Source organism: Streptomyces sindenensis (genome assembly GCF_014649035.1).
GTDB lineage: Bacteria > Actinomycetota > Actinomycetes > Streptomycetales > Streptomycetaceae > Streptomyces > Streptomyces sindenensis.
The window spans coordinates 97,010-122,357 of record NZ_BMSG01000013.1; the positions used below are offsets into that span (position 1 = coordinate 97,010).

Below are 25,348 nucleotides of genomic sequence, written 5' to 3' on the forward strand. Positions count from 1 at the left end.
GCCACCGCACGCTCCGGCCGGGGCCGGGCGCCACGAGCGCCCGGCCCCGTTGTCAGTGCCTCGCCCTACAGTCGAAGACATCCCCCGGGGAACGGCACCGGGGGAGTCGGGGAAGACCGGAGAAGGGGTCAACAGCCATGTCCGCCAACAGGATCCAGCACAAGGTGAACCACGTCGCACTGGTCGTGGACGCCTCCGGTTCCATGTACCAGCACCAGGGGCAGCTGATCCGCGTCGTCGACGAGTTCGTGGCGGGGCTGAAGGCCGAGTCGGACAGCCTCGGCCACGAGACCCGGATCAGCCTCTACTCCTTCGACCACCGGGTGGAGAACCTGGTCTGGGACATGGACGTGAAGCACCTCCCGTCCATGCGCGGGCTGTACAAGGTCAACAACGGGGCCACTGCTCTGATCGAGGCCTCGCTGAAGTCCCTGGACGACCTGGGCCACATCTGGGAGGAGTACGGCGAGCACAGCTTCCTCCAGATCGTCGTGACGGACGGCGAGGAGAACGCCTCCGGCGGCGACCGGCGCCACGACGGCGACATGACCATCCTCGGTCCCTGGCTCGACCGGATCACCGCGAAGATGAACGGGCTCCCGGGGCACTGGACCTCCGCGATCCTCGTGCCGAACTCCCTGGCCAAGCGCACCGCCCAGAACTACGGCTTCCCGGCGGGCAACATCGCGATCTGGGACGCGGACTCCCAGAAGGGCGTCGAGGACGCGATCGGCACCGTGCGCGCCGCCGCCACCAGCTTCCTGCGCGGCCGCGAACAGGGCGTGCGCGGTACGAAGAACCTGTTCGCCGTCGGCCAGGACATATCCGTGGACGATGTGCGGGCCACCCTCGAACCGGTCGCGGCCGACAAGTACCGGCTGCTGAAGGTCGACAAGGAGATGGAGATCCGCGCCTTCGTCGACTCGCACCCGGGCGTCACGTACGAACGCGGCTCCTGCTACTACCAGTTGGGCTCCCGGGTCCAGGTGCAGCCCGACAAGGAGGTCATCGTCGTCGAGAAGGCCACCGACCGCGCCTACACGGGCGAGGCGGCGCGCAACCTCCTGTTCGGCGCCGGAGTCCGCGGAACCGTCTCCGTGAAGGCGGGCAACAACCCCAAGCTGGAGGTGTACGTCCAGAGCCGTTCGGTGAACAGGAAGCTCAAGGCCGATACGCGTCTGCTGATCATGCTCTGACCGGGGCGGTCGTTCAGCCCGAGGCCGCCGGTGCGGTGGTGTCCGTCGCGACCGACACGGCGAGGAGGCCCAGGGCGGTGCCCATCAGATAGCGCTGAGCGCGGAGCCAGGAAGGGCGCCGGGCGAGGAAGCCGGCGATGGCCCCCGCCGTGAGGACGATGCCCAGGTTGACGGTGAGGGCCACCACGATCTGGACCGAGCCCAGCACAAAGCCCTGAAGGAGGACGTTTCCCGCCTCCAGGCTGATGAACTGCGGGATGAGCGAGAGGTACATGATGGCGATCTTCGGATTGAGCAGGTTCGTCATCAGCCCCATGGTGAACAGCCTGCGCGCGGAGTCGTGCGGCATCTCCTCGGGCGCGAAGACGGAGACGCCCCCTGGCCGCAGGGCGGTCCAGGCCAGATAGGCCAGATAGCCGGCCCCGGCCAGTTTCACCGCCATGTACAGCTCGGGCACCGCGAGGAAGACGACCGACAGACCGAGATTCGTGGCCACCAGATAGACCAGGAAGCCCACGGCCACACCGCCGAGGGAGACCACCCCCGCGCGTCGTCCCTGGGTGATGCTCCGGGAGACGAGATAGATCATGTTCGGGCCCGGGGTGAGCACCATGCCCAGGGCGATCATCGTGACCCCGAGGACTCCGCTCAGCTCAACCATGTGTGTCCGCCGCCCTGTTCTGCCTCGGTCCGTGGCTCGGTCCATGCTCCGGTTCCGGCCGCGCGGCTCGGTGCGATGTGAGTCTAGGTTCGCGTTCCGAGTCGGCTCAATAGCGGACATTGCACTCGGTGCAATGGTGTGTTTCGATGCCGTTCCGGTCATCGGGCGGGGGAGGCGAGCTCGTGAAGGACTTCCGGTCCGTCGCGGACGCCGTGGCGGAGGAGATCGCGTCCGGCCGGCTCGGACCGGGGGAACGCCTGCCTCCGCAGCGGGAGTTCGCCCGGCGCCACACGATCGCCAACTCCACGGCCGTCCGCGTCTACCAGGAGCTCGCCCGCCGGGGCCTCACCGTCGGCCAGGTCGGGCGCGGCACGTTCGTCGTGGCCGCTCCCGGCGCCCCCGCTCCGGCTCCCGCCCTTTCCGAGCCGGCCGCCCACCGGGTCGACCTGGAGCTCAATCACCCCGTCGTCCCCGCACAGGCCGGGCTGCTCGCCGCGGGCCTGGAGAAGCTGGTGCGCTCCAACGACCTGGAGTCGGTGCTCCGCCCGGTCGGGCCCGCCGGGACGCCCGCCGCCCGCGCGGCGGCCGCCGATCTCCTCGTACGGGGCGGAGGGCGGCCCGATCCGGAGCGGGTCCTGTTCGCCGGAAACGGGCGGCAGGCCATCTCCGCCGCCGTCGCCGCGCTGACCCGGCCGGGAGCCCGGCTGGGCGTGGAGGAGTACACCTATCCGGTGCTCAGGGCCATCTCCGCCCGGCTCGGCGTCACCCTTGTACCGCTGGCCATGGACGAGGACGGGCTGATCCCGGAAGCGGTGGAGGAGGCCCACCGCGCCGAACCGCTGCACGCCGTCTACGTACAGCCGGTTCTCCACAACCCGCTGTCGCTGACCATGCCCGCGCGGCGGCTCGACCACCTGGCCGACGTGCTGCTGACATCCGGGATCCCTGCGATCGAGGACGCCGTCTGGGCCTTCCTCCGGGACGACCTGCCGTCCCTCGCCGCGCGGGCTCCCGAGCGGACCGTCCTCGTCGACAGCCTCTCCAAGCGGCTCTCCCCGGGACTCTCCCTCGGGTTCGCCGTGGCCCCCGCCGCGCTGGAGGGCAGGGTCACGGCGGCCGTGCGCTCCGGCGGGTGGACGCCCATGCGGTTCCCTCTGGAGGCGATGGTCCGCTGGCAGGAGGACGGGGACGTCGCCACTCTCGTACGGGCCAAACAGCGGGAGGCCGGGGCGCGGCAGGAGATCGCACAACGCCACCTGGGCGACTTCCGCACCCGCAGCGACCCGTCGTCGTACCACCTCTGGTGGGAGCTTCCCGCCCCCTGGCGCTCCGACACCTTCGTCGCCGCCGCCGCGCGGCACGGCATAGCGGTGACCCCGGCCGCGGCGTTCTCCGCCGGCCGCCCCCGAGGGCCTCATGCGATCCGCCTCGGGCTCGCGTCCCCCACCAGGGAGGTGCTCTCCCGGACCCTCGCGACCCTCGCCGGTCTCGCCCGGTCGGCGCCGGACGACTTCGCGGGGGACTGAGGGCCGGGGCCCGGGAGTCGGAGGGAGCCGGAGGAAGTCGGAGGAAGCGGTCGGGAGTCAGGGCGCCCGGTCGCCGCGCTCCGCGATCTCCTCCAGGAGCCCGTCGAGGTCCTTCAGCCGGTCCAGGCCCTTGACCGCCCTGGCCATCCGGTGATTGGCGCTCAGGGACGGGCGATGCCGGTGCAGGAAGGCCCAGTAGCCCGCCGTGTACGGGCAGGCGTGCTCGCCGGTGCGGTCGGCGGGGCGGTAGGCGCAGGGCCCGCACAGGTCGCTCATCCTGTTGATGTAGGCGCCGCCGGAGGTGTACGGCTTCGTCGTCATCCGGCCGCCGTCCGCGTACTGCGACATGCCGACGACGTTGGGCAGCATCACCCAGTCGTAGCCGTCGACGAAGCACCGGTGGAACCAGTCGGTCACCGCGGCCGGGTCCCAGCCGTCCTGGAGGGCCCGGCTGCCCAGCACCATCAGCCGCGGGATGTGGTGCGTCCAGCCGGTGTCGCGGACCTGGGCCAGCACGGTGGACAGGCAGTTCGCGGTGACCGCGTCGGCGTCCAGGCCGAGGAACCAGTCGGGCAGCGGAGCCCGGTGGCGCAGCGCGTTGCGGTGCCGGTACTCCTCGCCGAAGTGCCAGTACAGCTGCCACACGTACTCCCGCCAGCCCGCGATCTGCCGGACGAAACCCTCGACGCTGTTGAGCGGCGCCTCGCCCGCGCGCCACGCCTGCTCGGCCCGCTCCACGCACTCGGCGGGGTCCAGGAGCCCCAGGTTGAGGGGGACGGACAGCAGGCTGTGGCTCATCACGGGGTCGGCCGCGAGCATGGCGTCCTCGTACCGGCCGAAGGCGGCGAGCCGTTCGGCGATGAAGCGCCGGAGCGCGGCGAGCGCCTCCCGCCGCGTGACGGGGAAGCGGCGGGGACCGTCGCGGCCGACGAAGGTGACCTCGCCGTCCCGCTCCCAGCGGTCGAGATCGCGGCGCACCTCGTCGTCGATCTCGTCCTCGCGCGGGCGGTAGGGCGCGGGGACGTCCAGGGTCTCCACGCCCCGGGGCGGCGGCTCGCGGTTGTCGTGGTCGAGGTTCCACGTGCCGCCGGCCGGCTCGTCGCCGTCCATGAGCAGATCGTGCTCCCGGCGCACCCACCGGTAGAAGCCCTCCATCCGCAGCCGGTCGCCCCCGTGCTCCTTCGCCCACGCCCCGAACTCCTCATGAGCCAGCAGGAATCCCCGGGCCGGCAGCACGTCGATCCCGTCCCGGGCGGTCACGAAGTCCAGCGCGGCCCGGGACGTCGGGTGGCAGACCGTCAGACGGCCGCCCCCGCCACCCTCGCCGCCGAAGCCCGCCTCCGCCAGCCCTTCGGCGTAGGTCCGGGCCTTGACATAGCGGACCCGGTCGCCCAGTTCGGCCGCCCGGTGCCGCATCGCGGAGAGGACGAGGTGGGCCTTGGCCCGGTGGAAGCGGCGCCGGTGCAGCACGGACCGGGCCTCGATCATCAGGAGCGGTGCGTGGGCGTCCGGGCCGCCGTCGCGCGGATCCAGGAAGTGGGGGCCGAGCTGGTCCCCGAAGAGCCAGTGGGTGCGTGGTGTCATGGGATGCGTCTGTCCTGCCGTCGGAGGTCCCGCCCCCCCCGCCACGCTAGGGAGGGCGAGGACGGCTCCGGCGGCGCCACGCCGCCGCCGTGGACGCACGGTCGCCGGTGGGCCCGCCGACGCCCGCTCAGGCCGTCGCCGCCGCCGTCGCCGCCGTCATCCGCCGCAGCCCCGCGTACTGGAGCGCCGTGTAGACCGTCACGATCAGTGCGCCGATCAGCAGGAACACCACTCCGGCCCCGTTGAGCGGAACAAGGTCGGCGAAGGCGATCACCACGCATCCGACCGCGCACACGGCGTTGACCGCGACGACGGTCCTGGCCAGGGCGGCCGGGATCACCGGATAGCCCGCGATCAGGGCGAGGCAGCCCGCTCCGCCGAGCTGGAAGATCCCGAACGCGACGGCGAAGGCCACCGGCATCCCGGTCAGCGAGCCGAGCGGCGCGGCGGCCGCGACGAGCACGAGGCCCATCGCGGCGGTGCTCACGCTGTCCACGCGCAGCACCAGCCGGAGGAAGCGGGCGGTGTCCTGTGCGGGGGCCGTCGCTGCGGACGGGGCGAGGGCGTGCGTCATCGCGGATCTCCTTCGTGCGGCGGGTCGACGCCACCGTGCCACGCGTGAGGGCCGGGACTCCATGACCTCCCAGGTCAAGAACGCCCCGGCGGGGATCCAACGCCCTGGCGGGGATCCACGGATACGGTGGGATCATGGAGACCCAAGGTCCTTCCCGCATAGGCCCGTTGCTCCGCGCGTGGCGCCGCCGCCGCAAGCTCAGCCAGCTCGACCTGGCCCTGCGGGCGGACTCCTCCACCCGCCATCTCTCCTGCGTGGAGACGGGCCGCGCCCGGCCGAGCCGCGAACTGGTGCTCCGGCTCGCCGAGCACCTCGACGTCCCGCTGCGGGACCGCAACGGCCTGCTGCTGGCCGCCGGTTACGCCCCCGCCTACCGGGAGTCGCCGCTCGACAGCGACCGGATGGCCATGGCCCGCTCGGCGATCCGGGCGATGCTGGCCGGACACGAGCCCTACCCGGCCGCCGCGATCGACCGGATCTGGAACATCGTCGACCGCAACGACGCGATGTCCCTGCTCCTCGGCACGGTGCCGCCGCATCTGACGGAGTCGGGCGGCAACGTGATGCGGCTGATCCTGCACCCGGACGGGCTCGCCTCCCAGTGCCTGAACTTCGCCCAGGTCCGCGCCCACGCCCTCGGCCGGCTGCGGCACCAGGCGGACACCACCGGCCACGCCGACCTGCGGGGGCTGTACGAGGAGGTCTCGGCCTACCCGGCCCCGGCGGACCTCGACGCCGACCCCGGCCCGGTGGACCCGTCGGGCATCGTCGTCCCGTTGCGTATCCGTACGCCGCTGGGTGACATGGCGTTCTTCAGCACGATCGCCACCTTCGGGGCCCCCGCCGACGTGACCCTGTCGGAACTCGCGGTCGAGTCGTTCTTCCCGATGGACGAGCAGACCGACACCCTGCTGCGCACCCTGGCCGCGCCGGGCGGCGGGGCGCGGTAGCCGGGCCGGCCGGGCGGCCCGGTCAGTAGGGGCGCTGCCCCGAACGGGAGCCCGGCCTGCCGTGCGGGTGGGCCCGGAAGTCCCGCCCCGCGCTCCGCGACTGCTGGGCCCGCAGCCGGGCCGCCTGCTCGATCAGCAGCCCGTCCGCGTTCTCGGTGGCCCCGCGACGCCCGCGCCGGACCAGCACCACCGCACACCACGCGCACACCGCGCCGATACCTGCCAGCAGTGCGACGAACGTCCCCATGGATCCCCCCGTTTCCCCGTGTCGCGGCGGCCCGGTCCTCGTGCCACGCCGGTCTGCCGGCCTTCATTCTCGGTGTCTCCCTCACCGCCCGGCAAGATCGCCCCCGGTTGACTTGATACCCCTGGGGGGTATGGTGGACGGTGAGTGGTCGCGCTCCGGCGGCCTCGATGAGGGAGTGGTGGGTCATGCAGACCGGTCTCAAGATCACGGCTTTCGCCGCGGGGCTCGCGGCGGCTTTCGGGTCGGCGTACGCGGTCGGCGGCGCACTGGATCCCGTGGCCCCGCCGAAGGAGCCGTCCCACCAGGAGAGCGGGGAGAGCCACGGCGAGACGGGGCGCCCGACGGCCGAGAAGAGCGCGGGGGAGGCGGCCGAGCTTCCCGGCGGCCTCCAGGTCTCGCAGGGAGGGTTCACCCTCGACCTCGACACGCCGCGCATCGAGGCGGGTGAGCCCGCCGAGCTCCGCTTCGCCGTCGTCGACGAGGACACCTCCCGCAACGTGACCGCGTTCCGTCGCGAGCACGGCAAGGAGCTGCACCTGATCGTGGCGTCGAGCGACCTCACCACCTACCGGCACCTGCACCCCGCGCGGGCCGCCGACGGCACCTGGTCCGCCCCCGTCGAGCTGCCCGAAGCCGGCGGCTACCGGGTCTTCGCCGACTTCACCCCCGACGAGAAGAACGCCGACGGCGTCACCCTGGGCGCCGACCTCGCCGTCTCCGGCGACGCGCGCCCCGGGCCGCTGCCGAAGGCCGAGCGGACGGTGACCGTCGACGGGTACGAGGTCACGCTCGACGGGGCGCTGCGCCCCGGGGCGGGCAGCGAACTGAAGCTGGAGGTCGAGAAGGACGGCGAGCCGGTCACCGACCTCCAGCCCTACCTCGGTGCGTACGGCCACCTCGTCGCGCTGCGCGCCGGAGACCTGGCCTACCTTCACGTCCACCCGAACGGCGAACCGGGCGACGGACGTACGGAGTCGGGGCCCGAGGTCTCCTTCACCGCGACGGCCCCGAGCAAGGGGGCCTACCGCCTCTTCCTGGACTTCCGGCACGAGGGGAAGGTCCGTACGGCCGCCTTCACCGTGTACGCCGGGGGTGCGGCGGCCGAGAAGCCCGCGCCGCAGGACGGGGAGTCCGCCGATCACGGCCACTGAGTGCCGTCCGCTCCGCCCTTTCCGGTCGCCGCTCCTGCCCGAGCGGCGGCATCGAGGGGAGCGTCTGCGGCTGGGTGTGGAGGGGGGGCGCGTTTGAGCCATTCACCCGTCTGGCTTAGGCTTGCCTAACCTTCATTGCTCGGTCAACCTGAGGACCCTCCATGCTCGGCTTCACCCGCGTGCGCCGCCACACTCTCGCCGCCACGGCCACCACCGTCGCTCTCGCCGTCGCCCTGGTCGGCTGCTCCTCGGACGGTGACAGCGACAAGAAGGACGGCGCGAAGGGATCGGCCAAGAGCGGCGGCGCCTTCCCGGTCTCGATCAAGAGCTCGCTCGGCACCGCGAAGATCGAGGAGAAGCCCGAACGCATCGTCACCCTCGGCCAGGGCTCCGCCGAGACCGCGATAGCCCTCGGCCAGACGCCGGTCGGCATCGAGAGCTACCCGTGGGGCAGCGACAAGTCCGGCTACCTGCCGTGGATCAACGAAGCCGTCAAGAAGTCCGGCGACAAGCTCCCGAAGCAGTTCACCGGCGGCGAGGAGATCGACTTCGAGGCGATCACCGAGCTGGAGCCGGACGTCATCCTCGCCCCCTGGTCGGGCATCACGCAGAAGCAGTACGACGTCCTCAAGGACATCGCCCCCACGGTCGCCTACCCGGACCAGGCGTGGAGCACCGACTGGGACCAGCAGATCGACATCATCGGCAAGGCGCTCGGCCGCACCGAGGACACGAACGGTCTCAAGGCGAAGATCGAGAAGCAGCTCGCCGACGCTGCGGCCACCCGGCCGAACTACAAGGACGTCACCTTCTCGTACATCTACAACTCCGGCCCCGGCACCCTCGGCGTCTTCAAGCCCGAGGAGCAGCGCGTGAAGATGGTCTCCTCGCTCGGCCTGAAGGTCGACCCGGTCGTCAACAGCTTCAAGGAGACCCCCGGCACCGACTCGGCCCTCATCGGCCTGGAGAACGCCGAGAAGCTCAAGGACAGTGACGTGGTCTTCACGTTCTACACGGACGCGAAGAACCGCAAGGAGATCGAGGGCCAGAAGCTGTACGGCGAGATCCCCGCGATCAAGAAGGGCGCCGTCGTCGCGAGCAACGACAACTCCTTCGTCACCGCCTCCTCGATCATCAACCCGCTGACCGTGCCGTGGACGATCGAGCGCTACCTGCCGCTCATCGACGAGGCCGTCAAGACCGCCGGCAAGTAACCCCGGCCGGGTATCCGGACCGCCGAGCCCACAAGGCACACTCCACTCCCATGGCAACCACCACGGTCGCACCGCCGAGCGGCGCCGGTACCTCGCGTACCGGCGCCGCTCGGTCGGCGTTCCTCCTGTTCCTCGGCCTCGCAGCGCTGGCGCTCGCGCTCTGCGCCAGCGTCATGTTCGGCAGCCGCTCCACCTCGTTCGGCGATGTCCTCGACGTCCTGGGGGGCACCGCCGACCGCAACGTCACCACCATCATCGAGAGCCGCTACCCCCGCACCGTCCTCGGCGTCCTCGCCGGGGTCTGCCTCGCGGTCGCGGGCACCCTCATGCAGGGCGTCTCGCGCAACCCGCTGGCCGAGCCGGGCCTCCTCGGCATCAACGCCGGTGCCAGCGCGAGCATCGTCGCCGCGACCGCCTGGCTCGGAGCCTCCGGCGCCACCGACACCATGTGGTGGGCGCTGCCCGGAGCGCTGGTCGCAGGCGTCCTCGTCCACGTCATCGGCTCCGCCGGTACGGGGACGAGCGTGGTGCGCCTGGTGCTCGCCGGAGCCGTGCTCACCGCCGTCCTCATGGCGTTCATCCAGGCGGTGACCCTCAGCAAACCGCAGGTCTTCGACAGCTACCGCTACTGGGTCGTCGGAGCGCTCGGCGGCCGGGACTTCGACGTCTTCTGGTCCGTCCTGCCGTTCGCCGCCGTCGGCTTCCTGATCGCCCTCGCCCTCGGCCCCGGCCTCAACGCCCTGGCCCTCGGCGACGCGACCGCCGTCGCCCTCGGCTCGCACCCCGGGCGCACGCGGGCCGGCGGACTCGTCGCCGCCACCCTGCTGAGCGCCGCCGCGACCGCCGCCGTCGGCCCGATCGCCTTCGTCGGCCTCGCCGTCCCGCACGTCGTACGGGCCCTGGTCGGCGTCGACTTCCGCGCCCAGATCCTCTTCTCCGCCCTGATGGGCCCCACCCTCCTGCTCCTCGCGGACGTGGTGGGCCGGGTCGTCATGCGGCCCACCGAACTCATGGTCGGCGTCGTCACCGCCTTCATCGGCGCACCCGCGCTGCTCATCGCCGTACGCAGGATGCGGGGCACCTCATGACCGTCACCGACCGCACCGCCACCGAGCGGACCGACCGTGTCCGCAAGGCGCCCCGGGGCTATCTGACCGTCGGCGGCACCGTGGCGATACCCATGCGCCGGGCCTCCGTTCTCGCGGGTGCCGGGCTCTTCGCGCTCCTCCTCGCGGCGGCCGTGGCCACCCTGGCCTGGGGACGCCTCGGCATCGACCTCGCCGACCTGCCCGCCGCCCTCGTCGGGGACGCCGAGGGCAAGGACCGGTTCGTCTTCAACCGGCTGCGCGGCCCCCGCCTCACCGTCGCCATCGGCGTCGGCGCGGCGCTCGGCCTGTCCGGTGCGCTGTTCCAGTCCGTCACCCGCAACCCGCTCGGCAGCCCGGACGTCATCGGACTCTCCGCCGGGGCCGGCGCGGGCGCGGCGTTCTGCGCGCTGATGTTCCCCGACACGGTCCCGGTCCCCGTCGGCGCGCTCATCGGCGCCCTGCTCGCGATGGCCCTCGTGTACGTCTCCACCGGCACCGGCTTCCGCAACCCCGCCCGGCTCGTCATCGCGGGCATCGGGGTCGCCGCGATGGGCGCGGCCCTCACCCAGTACGTCGTCTACGCCCTGGAACGCGACAAGGCGTCCGTCCTCACCGCGTACGTCAACGGCAGCCTGACCGCCCGCTCCTGGACCGACGCCACCACGGTCTGGCTGGTCCTGTTCGCCGCCACCCTGCCGGCCGCTCTCATCTCCCGGCGGCTCGACATCGGCGAGATGGGCGACGACATCGCCGAAGGGCTCGGCGCAGAGCCGAAGAAGGCCAAGACCCTCGCCGTGCTCCTGGCCATCGCGCTCTCCGCCGCCGCGGTCAGCGTCTCGGGCCCCATCGCCTTCATCGCCCTGACCGCCCCTCAGATCGCCCGGCGCCTCGCCCGCCGCTCCGGCCCCCACCTGCTGCTCTCGGCCCTCACCGGCGGACTGCTGCTGGTCCTCGCGGACCTCTGCTCCCAGCAGCTGGCCCTCTTCGGCGACCTGCCGGTCGGGATCTACACCATGGCGATCGGCGGCGCGTACCTCGGCTATCTGCTGGTACGGGAGTGGCGCAAGGGCGTGCTCTGAGGACCGGACGGCTCGGGGCCGGGCGCGCGGGGGAGCAGGGGCGGACCGGTCCCGGCCGGCTCGCCCGGCCGCCCTGCCCGTCGGATGCCCGGCGCCGTGCCGCACAGCCGCGTCCTGCGCGTTGCGTCACGAAGGGGGGTGCAACCTCCGTGGCCGCCCGGTCATTTCCGGCACCCGTCGGCCGACCGGAGCAGTGGCGACTGGTCACGTACAGGTTCGTCGACCATACTGCCCGCCGTGGAGCAGAGCATAGATTCGAACAAGAAGCCCGAGTTCGCCGCAGGCACCGACCCGGCGTTCATCCCCCTGCCCGGACTGGCGGCCCCCGCCGGAACCCGCAAGCCGGAAGCGGAATCGGAAGCGGAATCGGAGGCCGGTCCGGAGGCGGAGGGGGTCCGCGACGACGAGGCCGGACCGGCGGCCGCGGAGGGTGAGGCCGACGGGGAACCGGAGGCGGTGGACGAAGCGGCGGCGGTCGACGGCGACAGCGACGGCGATGCCGATGCGGACGCCGATGCGGATGCGGATGCCGGTGGCGAAGAGGGCCCCGTCTTCGAGGTCAGCGACCGGCGCGGTTCGATCCGGGTGGCCCGGGAAGGCGTCCGGTTCCGTCTGGACGACCAGGAGGCCGAGTTCGGCTGGGACGAGATCGGTGCGGTGGAGACCACCCCGGCCCGCTTCGGCCGCAGGTTCACGGTGACCGTCCACCTGTCGAGCCGCCGCTGGTTCAACGCCGAGGTCGAGGCGGCCAGCCGCAGCGAGCTCAAGGGCTGGCCGGCCGAGCTGGACAAGGCCCTGGACGCCTACTTCGAGGAGTGACGCCCACGTCGGGTCCTGAGCGGTCGCGCGCGGGACACCCCCCCCAGCGGGTGTCCCGTCGACCGCCCCGCGCCGTCAGGGCCTCCCGCGTCGACGGCTCCGCGCCGTCAGGGCTTCCCGCGTCGACGGCTCCGGACCCGCATGACGACGTAGAAGGCGAGGGCCACGACGGCCAGCGCCAGGACGGCCCTGGACACGACGCCGACGTAGGACCCCACGACGTCCCACCGGTCGCCCAGCCAGTAACCGGCCATCACGAGCACGGTGTTCCACACCAGACTGCCCGCCGCCGTCAGCGCGGCGAACACCGGCAACGGCATGCGCTCCACACCCGCGGGCACCGAGATCAGGCTGCGGAACACCGGCACCATCCGCCCCAGCAGCACCGCCTTGGTGCCGTGCCGGGCGAACCAGGCCTCCGTCCGTACCAGGTCGGAGGCCTTGACCAACGGCAGCTTCGCCCACCAGGCGTGCATCCGCTCCCGGCCGAACACGGCGCCGACGCCGTACAGGACCACCGCGCCCACGACCGAGCCGAGCGTCGTCCAGAACAGGGCCGATGCGATGCTGAGCACGCCCTGCGAGGCCGCGAACCCGGTCAGCGGCAGGATGACCTCGCTCGGCAGCGGCGGGAACACGTTCTCCAGCGCGATGGCCGCACCCGCGCCGGGCCCGCCGAACGTCTCGACCAGGTCGGCGGCCCACCCGGCGATACCCCCCTGAGGCTCCGGGGCGGCCGACAGCCGGCGGGCCGCCGCGGACAGGGTCAGGTGCATGCCCCCATGATCGCGCGGCCCGCGCCTCAGGCCCCGTCGAGCACCACCGAACGGCTCAGGTGGCGCGGCAGGTCGGGGTCGAGCCCCCGGGCCGCCGCCCGGGCGAGGGCGAGGCGCTGCACGCGTACGAGATCGGCCAGGGGGTCGAGGGAGCCGCTCACCCACTGGGCGCCCGTCGCGCGCACCTGCTCCGGCAGTCCCTCGGGGGCCTCGCCGAACATCCAGGTCGTGGTGCCCGCGGTGGAGATGCTGATGGGGCCGTGGCGGTACTCCATCGCGGGGTACGACTCGGTCCAGGCCAGCGACGCCTCCTTCATCTTCAGCGCCGCCTCGTGGGCCAGACCGACCGTCCACCCCCGGCCGAGGAACGAGAACTGGGTGCTCCGCAGCAGTCCGTCGGGGAGCGGCTCGGCGAGGGCGGCCTCCGCGTCCGCGACGACCGCGTCGGAGTGCAGCCCGAGGCGGGCCCGCAGCAGGGTGAGGGCGGTGGTGGCGAAACGGGTCTGGACGACGGACCGTTCGTCGGCGAAGTCCAGGACGACGAGTGCGTCCGCCGCCGCCTTGACCGGGGTCCGCGGATCCGCCGTCACGGCCACCGTGGGGGTGGTGCCGCGCAGCCGGTTCAGCAGCTCCAGCACCTCGGTCGTGGTGCCCGACCGGGTCAGCGCGACGACCCGGTCGTAGCCGCGCCCGAAGGGGAACTCGGAGGCGGCGAAGGCGTCCGACTCGCCCTGTCCGGAGCCCTCGCGGAGCCCGGCGTAGGCCTGCGCCATGTAGAAGGAGGTGCCGCAGCCGACGACCGCGACGCGCTCGCCCGCGACGGGCAGGGCTGCGGCCTCGGGGCCGCCGGCCAGGGCTGCGGCGCGCCGCCAGCAGGCGGGCTGACTGGCTGTCTCGGTCTCGGCATACGACACGTCTGCACTCCACGGGAACGAGGTGGACCACGGGATGGGGGCTGAGCGGGGCCGATCACCCCGCATGTAGAATTCTGCACGTTACATGCAGTTATCGAGCAAAAACAAGCAAGGTGCAGGTGGGTGGAGGGCTCCCGGCGGGCCCTGTGCGACGCTTGCGGCGGTCCGGCCCCCGGCGACCGCGTTCCCGCGAAACGCGGTGCCCGCACCGGACGGTGAGGAGAAGCTCTTGTCCAGGGACGCCCGGTGGGACGCGCTGCTGGAACTGGTCGGCAAGCACGGCAGGGTGGACGTCGAGGAGGCGGCGACGGCGCTCGACGTCTCGGCCGCCACCATCCGCCGCGATCTGGACCAGCTGGCCGAACAGCATCTGCTCACCCGCACCAGGGGCGGCGCGGTCGCGCACGGCGTCTCCTACGAACTGGCCCTCCGCTACAAGACGGGCCGCCATGCGCCGGAGAAGCAGGCCATCGGCCGCGCGGTCTCCGGCCTCGTGGCCGTCGGCGAGGTGGTCGGCCTGACCGGCGGCACGACCGTGACCGAGGTGGCCAGGGCGCTGGCCGTACGACCGGACATCGTGGGCGAGACGGCGGTGGCGGGCGGCCAGCCGACGCTGACCGTGGTGACCAACGCCCTCAACATCGCGAGCGAGCTGGCGATCCGCCCGCAGATCAAGATGGTCGTGACGGGCGGCGTCGCGAGGCCCCAGTCGTACGAACTGACGGGCCCGCTCGCCGTCGGCGTGATGAACGAGATCACGCTGGACGTCGCGGTCCTCGGGGTGAACGCCATCGACATCGAACGCGGCGCCTACGTCCACCACGAGGGCGAGGCCAGCGTCAACCGGCTGCTCGCGGAACGGGCCCAGCGGGTGGTGGTGGCGGCCGACTCCTCGAAGATCGGCAAACGGGCCTTCGCGCGCGTCTGCGACCTCGGCCTGGTCGACGTCCTGGTCACCGACTCCCGCATCGGCGCGGAGGCGAGGAGCCGGTTCGGCGAGGCGGGGGTCCAGGTCATCACGGTCTGAGGGTGTGCCGAAGGTCCGGGCGTCATGAACCGGTGCCCGTCGGGTATCGGATGCGACACGGACGCGGACTTCGCCGTGTCGCTGGTACGCCGAACGGGTGAGGGGCGAGAGGATTGCCCGATGAACAGTGAGTGCAGCCGGTGCCCATCCGACCGGCTCGACGACGGGGTGGACCGTTGAGCAGGTACGACAGGTATGACAGATACGACGCCACCGACGAGCAGTGGGAGGGGCTCGCCCAGGTCGTACCCCTGCGCGGCCGTGACGAGTGGCCGTCCCGGATCGACCACCGCACCGTGCCCGACGAGCGCGCCGCCGAACAGCGCCGGCTCGTCGTGCTGCGGGTGCAGGTCTTCGCGGACGCCCGGGAGGTCGCCGAGTATCTCGTCGCCCAGGTTCCGGTGCTGCTCGACCTGACGGCGGCGGAGGCGGACGTGGCCAAGCGGATTCTCGACTTCAGCAGCGGTGTGGTCTTTGGTCTCGGCAGCGGCATGCACCGCGTCGACCGCAACGTCTTCCTGCTGGCACCGGTCGGCATGGAGGTCGAGGGGGTCACGCCCGCGGGCCTCGCCCAGTCGTAGGAAGCGGCGGCCGGGGCGGCGGCGGGGCGGCGGCCGGGGCGGTGGCGGGGCGGCGGCCGGGGTGGCGACAGCGGGTCCGGCCGCCGCCCCCCCGGCCGCGCCTCGGACGTGCGGCGGGCGCTGTCGGTGGGCGGTGATAGACCTGGGGCTGTGACGGACATCGATGTGGCAGAACTCCAGCGCCGGCTGGCCGCGTTCGCGGCGGCGCGGGACTGGGGGCAGTACCACACCCCGAAGAACCTGGCGGCCGCGCTCAGCGTCGAGGCATCCGAACTGCTGGAGATCTTCCAGTGGCTGACGCCCGAACAGTCGGCAGGGATCATGAAGGACCCCGAATCCGCCCACCGGGTCACCGACGAGGTGGCGGACGTGCTCGCCTATCTCCTCCAGTTCTGCGAGGTGTTGGGCGTCGACCCGACGGCGGCACTGGTGGCCAAGTTGGAGCGGAACGAGAAACGTTTCCCTCTGCCGAGCGCTGCCGAACCCCCCGATCGTCACTCTTCGGAGTGATCAAGTTATCCACATTCGACTTCGTGTCCACAGATTTCCGATTTCCTCTGGCCTTACGGTGCTGTCTACCTCACTGTGGGTAATGAATGAGGTGAGCGGGTTTTCGTACGGACGGGGGAGACAGATGGAAGCGGAGCGACTCATCGAGGTGGGTCGGCGGGCTCTGGCCGACAGCCGGGGTGCGCTGGACGTCATGGCGGAGGCCTGGCAGGCGCAGGCGCTCGCCCGGGCGGTCGGCAGCCGGCTGGCGCTGTGCGGGCCGATGGAATTACGGAGCGAGGCGCGGGCGCTGGGGGAGATCGGCGCCGGATGCTCGGCTCTGGACCATCCGGCGGTGATCTCCGGCGGCGCCAGGGCCGCCCAGTTGTCGGGGATCGGTGAGGTCCGGCCGACCCTGGCCGGGCTCGCGCTGCTGCTCGGCGAGGCCGGGATCGCGCTGGTCGGGGTGGCCTGCGACACGGGGGAGGACGGGCTGTACTGGCAGTGCATCGAGGCCATGGACGCGGCGGACGAATCACTGGACCGCGTGCACGGGATGCTGAGACGCCTAGCGGAGCGGGAAAGGGAGCGGGAGCGTGACCGCGAGAGGGAGCGTGACGGCCCCTATGGCATACGCGGCCCCGCGCCGTCGGCGGCAGGGTTTTGAGCGGAGCGGGGCGGAGGCTGAGCGGAGACAACGGGCCACCGAGGGGGAGGCGTGGCTCGGACGACGGCTCTGGGGGAGGCAGGATGGAGGCATGGATCTTCGCATCTTCACCGAGCCCCAGCAGGGGGCCGACTACGACACCTTGCTCACCGTCGCCAAGGCCACGGAGGACTTGGGCTTCGACGCCTTCTACCGCTCCGACCACTATCTCCGGATGGGCTCCGGCGACGGCCTGCCCGGACCGACGGACGCCTGGATCACCCTGGCCGGACTGGCGCGCGAGACCCGGCGGATCCGGCTCGGCACGCTGATGACCGCCGGCACGTTCCGGCTCCCGGGAGTCCTGGCCATCCAGGTGGCGCAGGTCGACCAGATGTCCGGCGGCCGGATCGAACTGGGCCTGGGCGCAGGCTGGTTCGAGGAGGAGCACAAGGCCTACGGCATCCCGTTCCCCAAGGAGAAGTTCGGCCGTCTGGAGGAGCAGCTCGCGATCGTCACCGGGCTGTGGGCGACGGAGGTCGGCAAGACCTTCAGCTACGACGGAACCTACTACCAGCTCACCGACTCGCCCGCGCTCCCCAAGCCCGCCCAGGCCAAGGTGCCCGTGCTGATCGGTGGCCACGGGGCGACCCGCACCCCGCGCCTCGCCGCGCAGTACGCGGACGAGTTCAACATCCCGTTCGCCTCGCTGGAGGACAGCGAGAAGCAGTTCGGCCGGGTCCGGGCCGCCGCGCAGGCGCACGGCCGCTCTCCGGACGACCTCGTCTACTCCAACGCGCTGATCGTCTGCACGGGCAAGGACGACGCCGAGGTCGCCCGGCGTGCGGCGGCGATCGGCCGGGACGTGGAGGAGCTCAAGGCGAACGGCCTCGCGGGGTCGCCCGCCGAAGTGGTCGACAAGATCGGCCGCTACGGGGCGATCGGCTCGCAGAGGATCTACCTCCAGATCCTCGACCTGGACGACCTGGACCATCTGGAACTGATCTCCTCGCAGATCCAGTCCCAGCTGACCTGACCTGACCTGACCTGACCTGCTGATGTGACCTGACTGACCCGAACCGAGGAGGCAGAGATGGCCGCGAGCACCGGCGGTACGCTCGCCGACGCGCTGGACGCCGGGCCCGTCCTGCTGGACGGCGGGCTCTCCAACCAACTGGAGGCGCAGGGCTGCGATCTGTCCGACGCGCTGTGGTCGGCCCGGCTGCTGGCCGACGCGCCGGAACAGATCGAGGCCGCTCACCTCGCCTATCTCCGGGCCGGGGCACGGGTGCTCATCACGGCGAGCTATCAGGCCACGTTCGAAGGGTTCAGGAGATACGGGCTCGACCGGGCCGGGACCGAGGCCCTGCTCGCCCGCAGCGTGAAGCTGGCCCGGGGCGCCGCCGACGCGGCGCGCCGGGCCGGGCCCGGACGGGAGATCTGGGTCGCCGCGTCGGTCGGACCGTACGGGGCGATGCTCGCGGACGGGAGCGAGTACCGGGGGCGTTACGGGCTGAGCGTCGGTGAGCTGGAGCGGTTCCACCGCCCCCGGGTGGCGGCACTCGCTGCCGCCGGGCCCGACGTTCTCGCGCTGGAGACGGTGCCGGATCTGGACGAGGCGGAGGCCCTGGTCCGGGTGGCCGAGGAGACCGGACTGCCGTACTGGCTCTCGTACAGCGTTGCCGGGGGCCGGACCCGGGCCGGCCAGCCGTTGGAGGAGGCGTTCGCGGTGGCGGCCGGGCGGGAGTCCGTCCTCGCGGTCGGGGTCAACTGCTGCGACCCGGACGGGGCACAGGCGGCGGTCGAGTCGGCGGTGGCGGTCACGGGCAGACCCGCCGTGGTCTATCCGAACAGCGGTGAGGGATGGGACGCCGGGGCGCGGGGCTGGACCGGGCGCTCCACCTTCGACCCGGACAGGGTGCGGGCCTGGACACGGGCCGGCGCCCGGCTCGTCGGGGGCTGCTGCCGGGTGGGGCCTGACCTCATAGCAGAGCTGGCCGGTCGGCTGGAGGAGCCGGGGGAGCCGGAAGAGCCGGGGAACCCGGAGAACACGGGGAGCCCGGAGGGAGCGGAGATGTAGTCAAGCGGGGCGAAAATGCCTGGTGGGGACAGGGGGTGAGGATCATACTCGGACACGTGTTCCTCACCATCGGTACGACCGGCACCCAAGAGCGTCCCGCCACTGATCTGGGCTTCCTGCTGCACAAGCATCCCGACAGGGCGCAGGCGTTCTCCACTTCGCACGGCTCCGCGCACGTTTTCTACCCCGAGGCGTCCGCCGAGCGTTGCACGGCCGCGCTCCTGCTGGAGGTGGATCCGGTGGCGCTCGTGCGGCGCGGCAAGGGCAAGGGCCGGGGAGGCGCGCCCGACGCGGCGCTCGCGCAGTACGTCAACGACCGCCCCTACGCGGCGTCCTCGCTGCTGTCGGTGGCCCTCGCCGCCGTGTTCAAGTCCGCGCTCGGCGGGGTCTGCCGGGCCATGCCCGAGCGGGCGGCGAGCTCCATGCCGCTGCGGATCGAGGTGCCCGCCCTGCCCGCCCGGGGCGGCGTCGAGCTGGTGCACAAGCTGTTCGCGCCGCTCGGCTGGGAGCGGGTCGAGGCCACGGCCGTACCGCTGGACGAGCAGTTCCCCGCCTGGGGCGACTCGCGCTACGTACGGCTGGTGCTGGAGGGCGAGTTGCGGCTCGCCGACGCGCTGCGGCAGCTCTATGTCCTGCTGCCGGTGCTCGACGACGCCAAGCACTACTGGGTCGCGCCCGACGAGGTGGACAAGCTGCTGCGGGCCGGGGAGGGCTGGCTGGCCGACCACCCCGAGCGGCCGCTGATCACCCGGCGCTATCTCTCCCACCGCTGGGGGCTCACCCGCCAGGCCGACCAGGCCCTGGAGCTGGTCCGGCTCGCCGAGTCGGACGACCTCGACGTGGACAGCGTCGACAACGCCGTGGACGAGAGCACCGACACCGAGGAGCGGCCGGTCCCGCTCGCCGAGCACCGGCGGACCGCGATCCTCGACGCGCTGCGCGCCGCCGGGGCGAGCCGGGTGCTCGACCTGGGCTGCGGTCAGGGCCAGTTGGTGCAGGCGCTCCTCAAGGACGTGCGCTTCACCGAGATCGTGGGCGTCGACGTCTCGATGCGTGCCCTCACCATCGCCTCGCGGCGGCTCAAGCTGGACCGGATGGGGGAGCGCCAGGCCGGCCGGGTGACCCTGCGGCAGGGCTCGCTGACGTACACCGACAAGCGGCTGGCCGGGTATGACGCCGCCGTGCTCAGCGAGGTGATCGAGCACCTGGATCTGCCCCGGCTGCCCGCCCTGGAGTACGCGGTGTTCGGCGCCGCACGCCCCGGGACGGTGCTCGTGACCACGCCGAACGTCGAGTACAACGTCCGCTGGGAGTCCCTCCCGGCCGGGCACGCCCGGCACGGGGACCACCGCTTCGAGTGGACCCGCGCCGAATTCCGGGAGTGGGCCGGGCAGGTCGCCGAACGGCACGGATACACCGTCCGGTACGTGCCGGTCGGGCCGGACGACTCCGAGGTGGGGCCGCCGACCCAGATGGCCGTGTTCACCCGCGTCACTGAGCGGACCGAGCAGAAGACCGAGCAGACCGAGCAGACCGAGAAGAAGAAGGAGGCGGAAGCCGCATGAACAGCGACCACAGCACCACCGGCGCGGAGGCCGCCGAGACCGCCGAGACCGGCGCGGAGGCTGCCGCCCCGAGCCCCGTGCGCACCCTGCCGGTGACCGACCTCTCCCTCGTCGTTCTCATCGGCGCCAGCGGATCGGGCAAGTCCACCTTCGCCCGCAAGCACTTCAAGCCGACCGAGATCGTCTCCTCGGACGTCTGCCGGGGCCTGGTCGCCGACGACGAGAACGACCAGAGCGCCAGCCGTGACGCCTTCGACGTACTGCACTACATCGCGGGCAAGCGCCTGGAGGCCGGGCGGCTCACCGTCGTCGACGCCACCAGCGTCCAGTCCGAGAGCCGCAAGCAGCTCGTCCAGCTGGCCCGGAAGTACGACGTCCTGCCCATCGCCATCGTCCTCGATATCCCCGAGGAGGTCTGTGCCGCCCGCAACGCGGCCCGCCCGGACCGTGCCTCCATGCCCCGCCACGTCATCCAGCGGCACCGCCGCGAGCTGCGGCGTTCCCTGCGCGGCCTGGAGCGCGAGGGCTTCCGCAAGGTGCACATCCTGCGCACCGAGGAGGAGGCCGACACCGCCGAAGTGGTCCTGGAGCGCCGCTACAACGACCTCCGCCACCTCACCGGCCCGTTCGACATCATCGGCGACATCCACGGCTGCAGCTCCGAGCTGGAGACCCTGCTCGGCAAGCTCGGTTACGTGGACGGCGCCCACCCCGAGGGGCGCACCGCCGTGTTCGTCGGCGACCTCGTCGACCGGGGCCCCGACAGCCCGGGCGTGCTGCGCCGCGTGATGTCCATGGTGGCGTCGGGCGACGCCCTCTGCGTGCCCGGCAACCACGAGAACAAGCTCGGCCGCTATCTCGCGGGCCGCAAGGTCCAGCTCACCCACGGGCTCGCCGAGACCGTCGAGCAGCTGGAGCGCGAGGACGCCGAGCACCCCGAGTTCCGGGGCCAGGTGCGGAAGTTCATCGACTCCCTCGTCAGCCACTACGTCCTGGACGAGGGCAAGCTGGTGGTCTGTCACGCCGGGCTGCCCGAGAAGTACCACGGCCGCACCTCCGGCCGGGTCCGCTCGCACGCGCTGTACGGGGACACCACCGGCGAGACCGACGAGTTCGGCCTGCCCGTGCGCTACCCGTGGGCGGAGGAGTACCGGGGCCGCGCCACCGTCGTCTACGGCCACACCCCCGTCCCCACCACCTCCTGGATCAACAACACCATCTGCCTGGACACCGGAGCCGTCTTCGGCGGGAAGATGACCGCGCTGCGCTGGCCGGAGCGCGAACTCGTCGACGTACCCGCCGAGAAGGTCTGGTACGAGCCGGTCAAGCCGCTGGTGACCGAGGCGCCCGGAGGGCGGGAGGGCCGTCCGCTGGACATCGCCGACGTCCAGGGCCGCCGGATCGTCGAGACCCGGCACATGGGGCGTGTCGCCGTCCGCGAGGAGAACGCCGCCGCCGCGCTCGAAGTCATGAGCCGGTTCGCGGTCGACCCGCAACTCCTCGCCTACCTCCCGCCCACCATGGCCCCCACCGCCACCTCCCGCGAGGACGGCTTCCTGGAGCATCCGGCCGAGGCGTTCGCGCAGTACGCGGCGGACGGCGTCGAGCGGGTCGTGTGCGAGGAGAAGCACATGGGCTCCCGGGCCGTGGTCCTGGTCTGCAAGGACGCGGAGGCCGCGGCCGCGCGGTTCGGCACGGCGGGCCCCTCCGGCGCGCTGTACACCCGCACCGGCCGCCCCTTCCTGGACGACCCGGCGATGACCGAGGAGATCCTGGCGCGGCTCCGCAGCGCCGTCACCGCCGCCGGGCTCTGGGCGGAGTGGGACACCGACTGGGTGCTCCTGGACGCCGAGCTGATGCCGTGGTCGCTGAAGGCGGGCGGGCTGCTGCGCTCGCAGTACGCCGCCGTCGGCGCCGCGTCCGGCGCGGTCTTCCCGCCGGCCGTCGCCGCCCTGGAGCAGGCGGCCGCCCGGGGCGTCGAGGTGGCGGGCCTCGCCGGTCACCAGCGGGCCCGCGCGCAGGACGCCGCCGCGTTCACCGAGGCGTACCGGCGCTACTGCTGGCCCACCGAGGGCCTGGAGGGGGTGCGCCTGGCCCCCTTCCAGATCCTCGCCGTTCAGGGCCGCTCCCTGGCCGCAGTCCCGCACGACGAACAGCTCGCCCTGCTCGACCGGCTCGTGGAGCACGACCCGACGGGGCTGCTCCAGGTCACCCGTCGGCTCGTCGTCGACACCGGCGACGAGGCCTCCGTCCGCGCGGGTGTGGACTGGTGGCTGGAGATGACCGGGCGCGGCGGCGAGGGCATGGTCGTCAAGCCGCTCGGCGCCCTCGTCCGGGACGCCGAGGGCCGCCTGGTCCAGCCCGGCATCAAGGTGCGCGGCCGGGAGTATCTCCGCATCATCTACGGCCCCGAGTACACCCGCCCGGAGAATCTGGAGCGCCTGCGCTCCCGCTTCCTCGGCCACAAGCGCTCGCTCGCGCTGCGGGAGTACGCACTGGGTCTGGAGGCCCTGGACCGGCTGGCGGAGGGCGAACCGCTGTGGCGGATCCACGAGGCGGTGTTCGCCGTCCTGGCCCTGGAGTCGGAGCCGGTGGACCCCCGGCTCTGAGCCGGGCAGTGTCCGGCGGACCAGGGCCGGACACCCCGGGATCCAACGGATAGGCGATTCGCCGGGTGAACGGTGCTCCGCGTGGTGAGGATGAAGGCATGGGATTCCATGTCGACTCCGAAGCCGGGCGGCTGCGCCGCGTCATACTCCACCGCCCCGATCTGGAGCTGAAGCGGCTCACTCCCAGGAACAAGGACGCGCTCCTGTTCGACGACGTCCTGTGGGTGCGCCGCGCCCGGGAGGAGCACGACGGCTTCGCCGACGTCCTGCGCGACCGGGGGGTCGCCGTGCACCTCTTCGGCGATCTGCTGCGCGAGTCACTCGACATCCCGGTCGCGCGGCGCCTCGTGCTCGACCGGGTCTTCGACGAGAAGGAGTACGGTCCGCTCGCCACCGAGCATCTGCGGGCCGCCTTCGAGGAGCTGTCCGCGGCGGAGCTGGCGGAGGCGCTGGTCGGCGGGATGACCAAACGGGAGTTCCTGGAGCGGCACAGCGAGCCGACCTCCGTCCGCTTCCATGTGATGGACCTGGACGACTTCCTCCTCGGCCCGCTGCCCAACCACCTCTTCACCCGGGACACCTCCGCCTGGATCTACGACGGGGTTTCCATCAACGCCATGCGCTGGCCCGCCCGGCAGCGCGAGACCGTCCACTTCGAGGCCATCTACCGCCACCACCCCCTCTTCACCGGCCCGGAGGCGGGCGTCTTCCACCACTGGTCGGAGGGGCAGGACGACTACCCCTCCACCATCGAGGGCGGTGACGTCCTGGTCATCGGGCAGGGGGCGGTCCTGATCGGGATGAGCGAGCGCACCACGCCGCAGGCGGTCGAGATGCTGGCCCGCGGCCTCTTCGACGCCGGTTCGGCGCGCACGATCGTGGCGCTGGACATGCCGAAGGCCCGCGCGTTCATGCACCTGGACACGGTGATGACGATGGTCGACGGCGACACGTTCACCCAGTACGCCGGTCTCGGCATGCTCCGGTCGTACACCATCGAGCCCGGCAGCGGCCCCCGCGAACTGAAGGTCACCGACCATCCGCCCGAGCACATGCACCGCGCCATCGCCGCCGCCCTCGGCCTCGACGAGATCCGGGTGCTCACCGCCACCCAGGACGTGCACGCCGCCGAGCGCGAGCAGTGGGACGACGGCTGCAACGTGCTCGCGGTCGAGCCCGGTGTCGTCGTCGCGTACGAGCGCAACGCGACCACCAACACCTATCTGCGCAAGCAGGGCATCGAGGTGATCGAGATCCGGGGCAGCGAGCTGGGCCGGGGGCGCGGCGGGCCGCGCTGTATGAGCTGCCCGGTGGAGCGGGACCCCGTGGCATGAGCGGTCGCCGGAAGGGGAACCGATGGCCCTGTATAGGGATGCGGGGCGTCGTATAGACTTCCAGTCCTGCCGTGCGCAGCGCACCGGACCCCGCCCGACCCAGGAGCAGTCATCATGGCCATAGACCTCACCGGCCGCCACTTCCTCAAGGAGCTGGACTTCACCTCCGAGGAGTTTCTCGGCCTGGTCGCGCTGGCCGCCGAGCTCAAGGCGGCCAAGAAGGCCGGGGTCGAAGTCCAGCGGCTGCGCGGGAAGAACATCGCGCTGATCTTCGAGAAGACCTCGACCCGTACGCGCTGCGCGTTCGAGGTCGCCGCCGCCGACCAGGGCGCCTTCACCACCTACCTCGACCCGGCGGGCTCCCAGATGGGCCACAAGGAGTCCGTGAAGGACACCGCCCGGGTGCTGGGCCGGATGTTCGACGGGATCGAGTACCGGGGCGACAGCCAGCAGGCCGTCGAGGAGCTGGCCGCGCATGGCGGGGTGCCGGTGTTCAACGGGCTCACCGACGACTGGCACCCCACCCAGATGCTCGCCGACGTCCTCACCATGACCGAGTGCCGCGAGGGCTCCCTCACGGGGACGGCCTTCGCCTACCTCGGCGACGCCCGCTTCAACATGGGCAACTCCTATCTGATCACCGGGGCCCTGCTCGGCCTGGACGTCCGGATCGTCGCCCCCGAGGCGTACTGGCCGAACGAGGCGGTCGTGGCACGGGCACGGAAGCTCGCCGAAGTCAGCGGCGCGCAGATCACCCTCACCGGCGACGTGGCCCGGGGCGTCTCGGGCGCCGACTTCGTCGCCACCGACGTCTGGGTCTCCATGGGGGAGCCCAAGGAGGTCTGGGCCGAGCGCATCGCCGCCCTCGGGCCCTACGCCGTGACGATGGACGTCCTGAGGGCCACCGGCAACCCGGACGTGAAGTTCCTGCACTGCCTGCCGGCCTTCCACGACCTCGGCACCCAGGTCGGCCGGGACATCCACGCCCGGTACGGACTGACCGAGCTGGAGGTCAGCGACGAGGTCTTCGAGTCGCCGCACTCCGTCGTCTTCGACCAGGCGGAGAACCGGATGCACACGATCAAGGCCGTCCTGGTGGCGACCCTCGCCGGGCAGTAGCCCCGCGAGGACACCGCGGTACGTATGAGGGCACCCCGGTACGCATACGGGGCAGGGGTTCGCATGCTCATACACCCGATTGGGTGAACATGCGTGCTGGTGGCTACGATGTCGGCTCT

General features: G+C 72.1%; 24 protein-coding genes. 18 read left to right on the top strand and 6 right to left on the bottom strand.

Features of this window, described 5'->3' with window-relative positions:
* Positions 1–137: 137 nt before the first annotated feature.
* Positions 138–1,196 carry a vWA domain-containing protein gene (locus tag IE145_RS16630; RefSeq protein ID WP_032768702.1) on the top strand — a complete coding sequence of 353 codons (1,059 nt, stop codon included), beginning with the start codon at positions 138–140 and terminating at the stop codon, positions 1,194–1,196.
* 13 nt (positions 1,197–1,209) lie between these two features.
* On the opposite strand, the gene IE145_RS16635 is transcribed toward IE145_RS16630, so the two are convergent.
* Positions 1,210–1,857, bottom strand: coding sequence for a LysE family translocator (locus tag IE145_RS16635; RefSeq protein ID WP_189525813.1), 648 nt, complete (start codon positions 1,855–1,857; stop codon positions 1,210–1,212).
* Positions 1,858–2,039: 182 nt separating this feature from the next.
* Between IE145_RS16635 and IE145_RS16640 the strand changes: the two genes are divergently transcribed.
* On the top strand, positions 2,040–3,383 hold the full coding sequence (locus tag IE145_RS16640) for an aminotransferase-like domain-containing protein (protein ID WP_189525814.1): 1,344 nt from the start codon (positions 2,040–2,042) through the stop codon (positions 3,381–3,383).
* A gap of 57 nt (positions 3,384–3,440) precedes the next feature.
* Here the strand turns inward: IE145_RS16640 and IE145_RS16645 are convergent, their stop codons facing one another.
* Both IE145_RS16645 and IE145_RS16650 read right to left on the bottom strand, forming a co-directional pair.
* Positions 3,441–4,967, bottom strand: coding sequence for a cryptochrome/photolyase family protein (locus tag IE145_RS16645; protein WP_189525815.1), 1,527 nt, complete (start codon positions 4,965–4,967; stop codon positions 3,441–3,443).
* 127 nt (positions 4,968–5,094) lie between these two features.
* A complete protein-coding gene (locus IE145_RS16650; RefSeq protein WP_189525816.1) occupies positions 5,095–5,541 on the bottom strand; it encodes a hypothetical protein in 447 nt (148 codons plus the stop codon).
* Between the two features lie 134 nt (positions 5,542–5,675).
* Between IE145_RS16650 and IE145_RS16655 the strand changes: the two genes are divergently transcribed.
* Entirely contained in the window at positions 5,676–6,491 is an 816-nt protein-coding gene (locus IE145_RS16655) for a helix-turn-helix domain-containing protein (protein WP_189525817.1), read from the top strand.
* Positions 6,492–6,513: 22 nt separating this feature from the next.
* Here IE145_RS16655 and IE145_RS16660 read toward each other — a convergent pair whose 3' ends face one another.
* Positions 6,514–6,738: a hypothetical protein gene (locus tag IE145_RS16660; RefSeq protein WP_189525818.1), complete on the bottom strand. Its 225-nt coding sequence runs from the start codon at positions 6,736–6,738 to the stop codon at positions 6,514–6,516.
* A 185-nt stretch (positions 6,739–6,923) separates the two neighbouring features.
* Between IE145_RS16660 and IE145_RS16665 the strand changes: the two genes are divergently transcribed.
* The 5 genes from IE145_RS16665 to IE145_RS16685 all read left to right on the top strand — a co-directional run bounded on the left by IE145_RS16665 (position 6,924) and on the right by IE145_RS16685 (position 12,089).
* Positions 6,924–7,889, top strand: coding sequence for a DUF8832 domain-containing protein (locus tag IE145_RS16665; protein ID WP_189525819.1), 966 nt, complete (start codon positions 6,924–6,926; stop codon positions 7,887–7,889).
* Positions 7,890–8,050: 161 nt separating this feature from the next.
* Positions 8,051–9,103 carry an iron-siderophore ABC transporter substrate-binding protein gene (locus IE145_RS16670; RefSeq protein ID WP_189525820.1) on the top strand — a complete coding sequence of 351 codons (1,053 nt, stop codon included), beginning with the start codon at positions 8,051–8,053 and terminating at the stop codon, positions 9,101–9,103.
* Positions 9,104–9,153: 50 nt separating this feature from the next.
* Positions 9,154–10,191, top strand: a complete 1,038-nt coding sequence (locus IE145_RS16675; protein ID WP_189525821.1) for a FecCD family ABC transporter permease — start codon at positions 9,154–9,156, stop codon at positions 10,189–10,191.
* The gene (locus tag IE145_RS16680; protein WP_189525822.1) at positions 10,188–11,270 is read left to right on the top strand and encodes a FecCD family ABC transporter permease; all 1,083 of its coding nucleotides are present in this window, start codon (positions 10,188–10,190) and stop codon (positions 11,268–11,270) included. Before IE145_RS16675 ends, IE145_RS16680 begins: the two co-directional genes overlap by 4 nt.
* Before the next feature lie 237 nt (positions 11,271–11,507).
* Entirely contained in the window at positions 11,508–12,089 is a 582-nt protein-coding gene (locus IE145_RS16685; RefSeq protein WP_189525823.1) for a hypothetical protein, read from the top strand.
* A gap of 107 nt (positions 12,090–12,196) precedes the next feature.
* On the opposite strand, the gene IE145_RS16690 is transcribed toward IE145_RS16685, so the two are convergent.
* Both IE145_RS16690 and IE145_RS16695 read right to left on the bottom strand, forming a co-directional pair.
* Positions 12,197–12,865, bottom strand: coding sequence for a DedA family protein (locus tag IE145_RS16690; RefSeq protein ID WP_189525824.1), 669 nt, complete (start codon positions 12,863–12,865; stop codon positions 12,197–12,199).
* A gap of 26 nt (positions 12,866–12,891) precedes the next feature.
* Positions 12,892–13,779, bottom strand: coding sequence for an SIS domain-containing protein (locus tag IE145_RS16695; RefSeq protein WP_189525825.1), 888 nt, complete (start codon positions 13,777–13,779; stop codon positions 12,892–12,894).
* A gap of 229 nt (positions 13,780–14,008) precedes the next feature.
* On the opposite strand from IE145_RS16695, the gene IE145_RS16700 reads away from it, so the two are divergent.
* The 10 genes from IE145_RS16700 (at position 14,009) to argF (ending at position 25,229) form a co-directional block, all read left to right on the top strand.
* Positions 14,009–14,806 carry a DeoR/GlpR family DNA-binding transcription regulator gene (locus tag IE145_RS16700; protein WP_189525826.1) on the top strand — a complete coding sequence of 266 codons (798 nt, stop codon included), beginning with the start codon at positions 14,009–14,011 and terminating at the stop codon, positions 14,804–14,806.
* A gap of 176 nt (positions 14,807–14,982) precedes the next feature.
* Entirely contained in the window at positions 14,983–15,387 is a 405-nt protein-coding gene (locus IE145_RS16705) for a cell division protein SepF (RefSeq protein ID WP_189525827.1), read from the top strand.
* A gap of 150 nt (positions 15,388–15,537) precedes the next feature.
* Positions 15,538–15,897, top strand: coding sequence for a nucleotide pyrophosphohydrolase (locus IE145_RS16710; RefSeq protein ID WP_093813194.1), 360 nt, complete (start codon positions 15,538–15,540; stop codon positions 15,895–15,897).
* Positions 15,898–16,021: 124 nt separating this feature from the next.
* Positions 16,022–16,543: a DUF6099 family protein gene (locus IE145_RS16715; RefSeq protein ID WP_189525828.1), complete on the top strand. Its 522-nt coding sequence runs from the start codon at positions 16,022–16,024 to the stop codon at positions 16,541–16,543.
* 91 nt (positions 16,544–16,634) lie between these two features.
* A complete protein-coding gene (locus IE145_RS16720) occupies positions 16,635–17,558 on the top strand; it encodes an LLM class F420-dependent oxidoreductase (protein WP_006128244.1) in 924 nt (307 codons plus the stop codon).
* 57 nt (positions 17,559–17,615) lie between these two features.
* Entirely contained in the window at positions 17,616–18,602 is a 987-nt protein-coding gene (gene mmuM, locus IE145_RS16725; protein ID WP_189525829.1) for a homocysteine S-methyltransferase, read from the top strand.
* 56 nt (positions 18,603–18,658) lie between these two features.
* Entirely contained in the window at positions 18,659–20,167 is a 1,509-nt protein-coding gene (locus IE145_RS16730; RefSeq protein ID WP_189525830.1) for a 3' terminal RNA ribose 2'-O-methyltransferase Hen1, read from the top strand.
* Positions 20,164–22,776, top strand: coding sequence for a polynucleotide kinase-phosphatase (locus IE145_RS16735; protein WP_189525831.1), 2,613 nt, complete (start codon positions 20,164–20,166; stop codon positions 22,774–22,776). The genes IE145_RS16730 and IE145_RS16735 overlap by 4 nt, the downstream gene beginning before the upstream one ends.
* A 98-nt stretch (positions 22,777–22,874) precedes the next feature.
* A complete protein-coding gene (locus tag IE145_RS16740) occupies positions 22,875–24,110 on the top strand; it encodes an arginine deiminase (RefSeq protein ID WP_189525832.1) in 1,236 nt (411 codons plus the stop codon).
* A 114-nt stretch (positions 24,111–24,224) separates the two neighbouring features.
* A complete protein-coding gene (gene argF / locus IE145_RS16745) occupies positions 24,225–25,229 on the top strand; it encodes an ornithine carbamoyltransferase (RefSeq protein ID WP_189525833.1) in 1,005 nt (334 codons plus the stop codon).
* Positions 25,230–25,348: the final 119 nt, after the last annotated feature.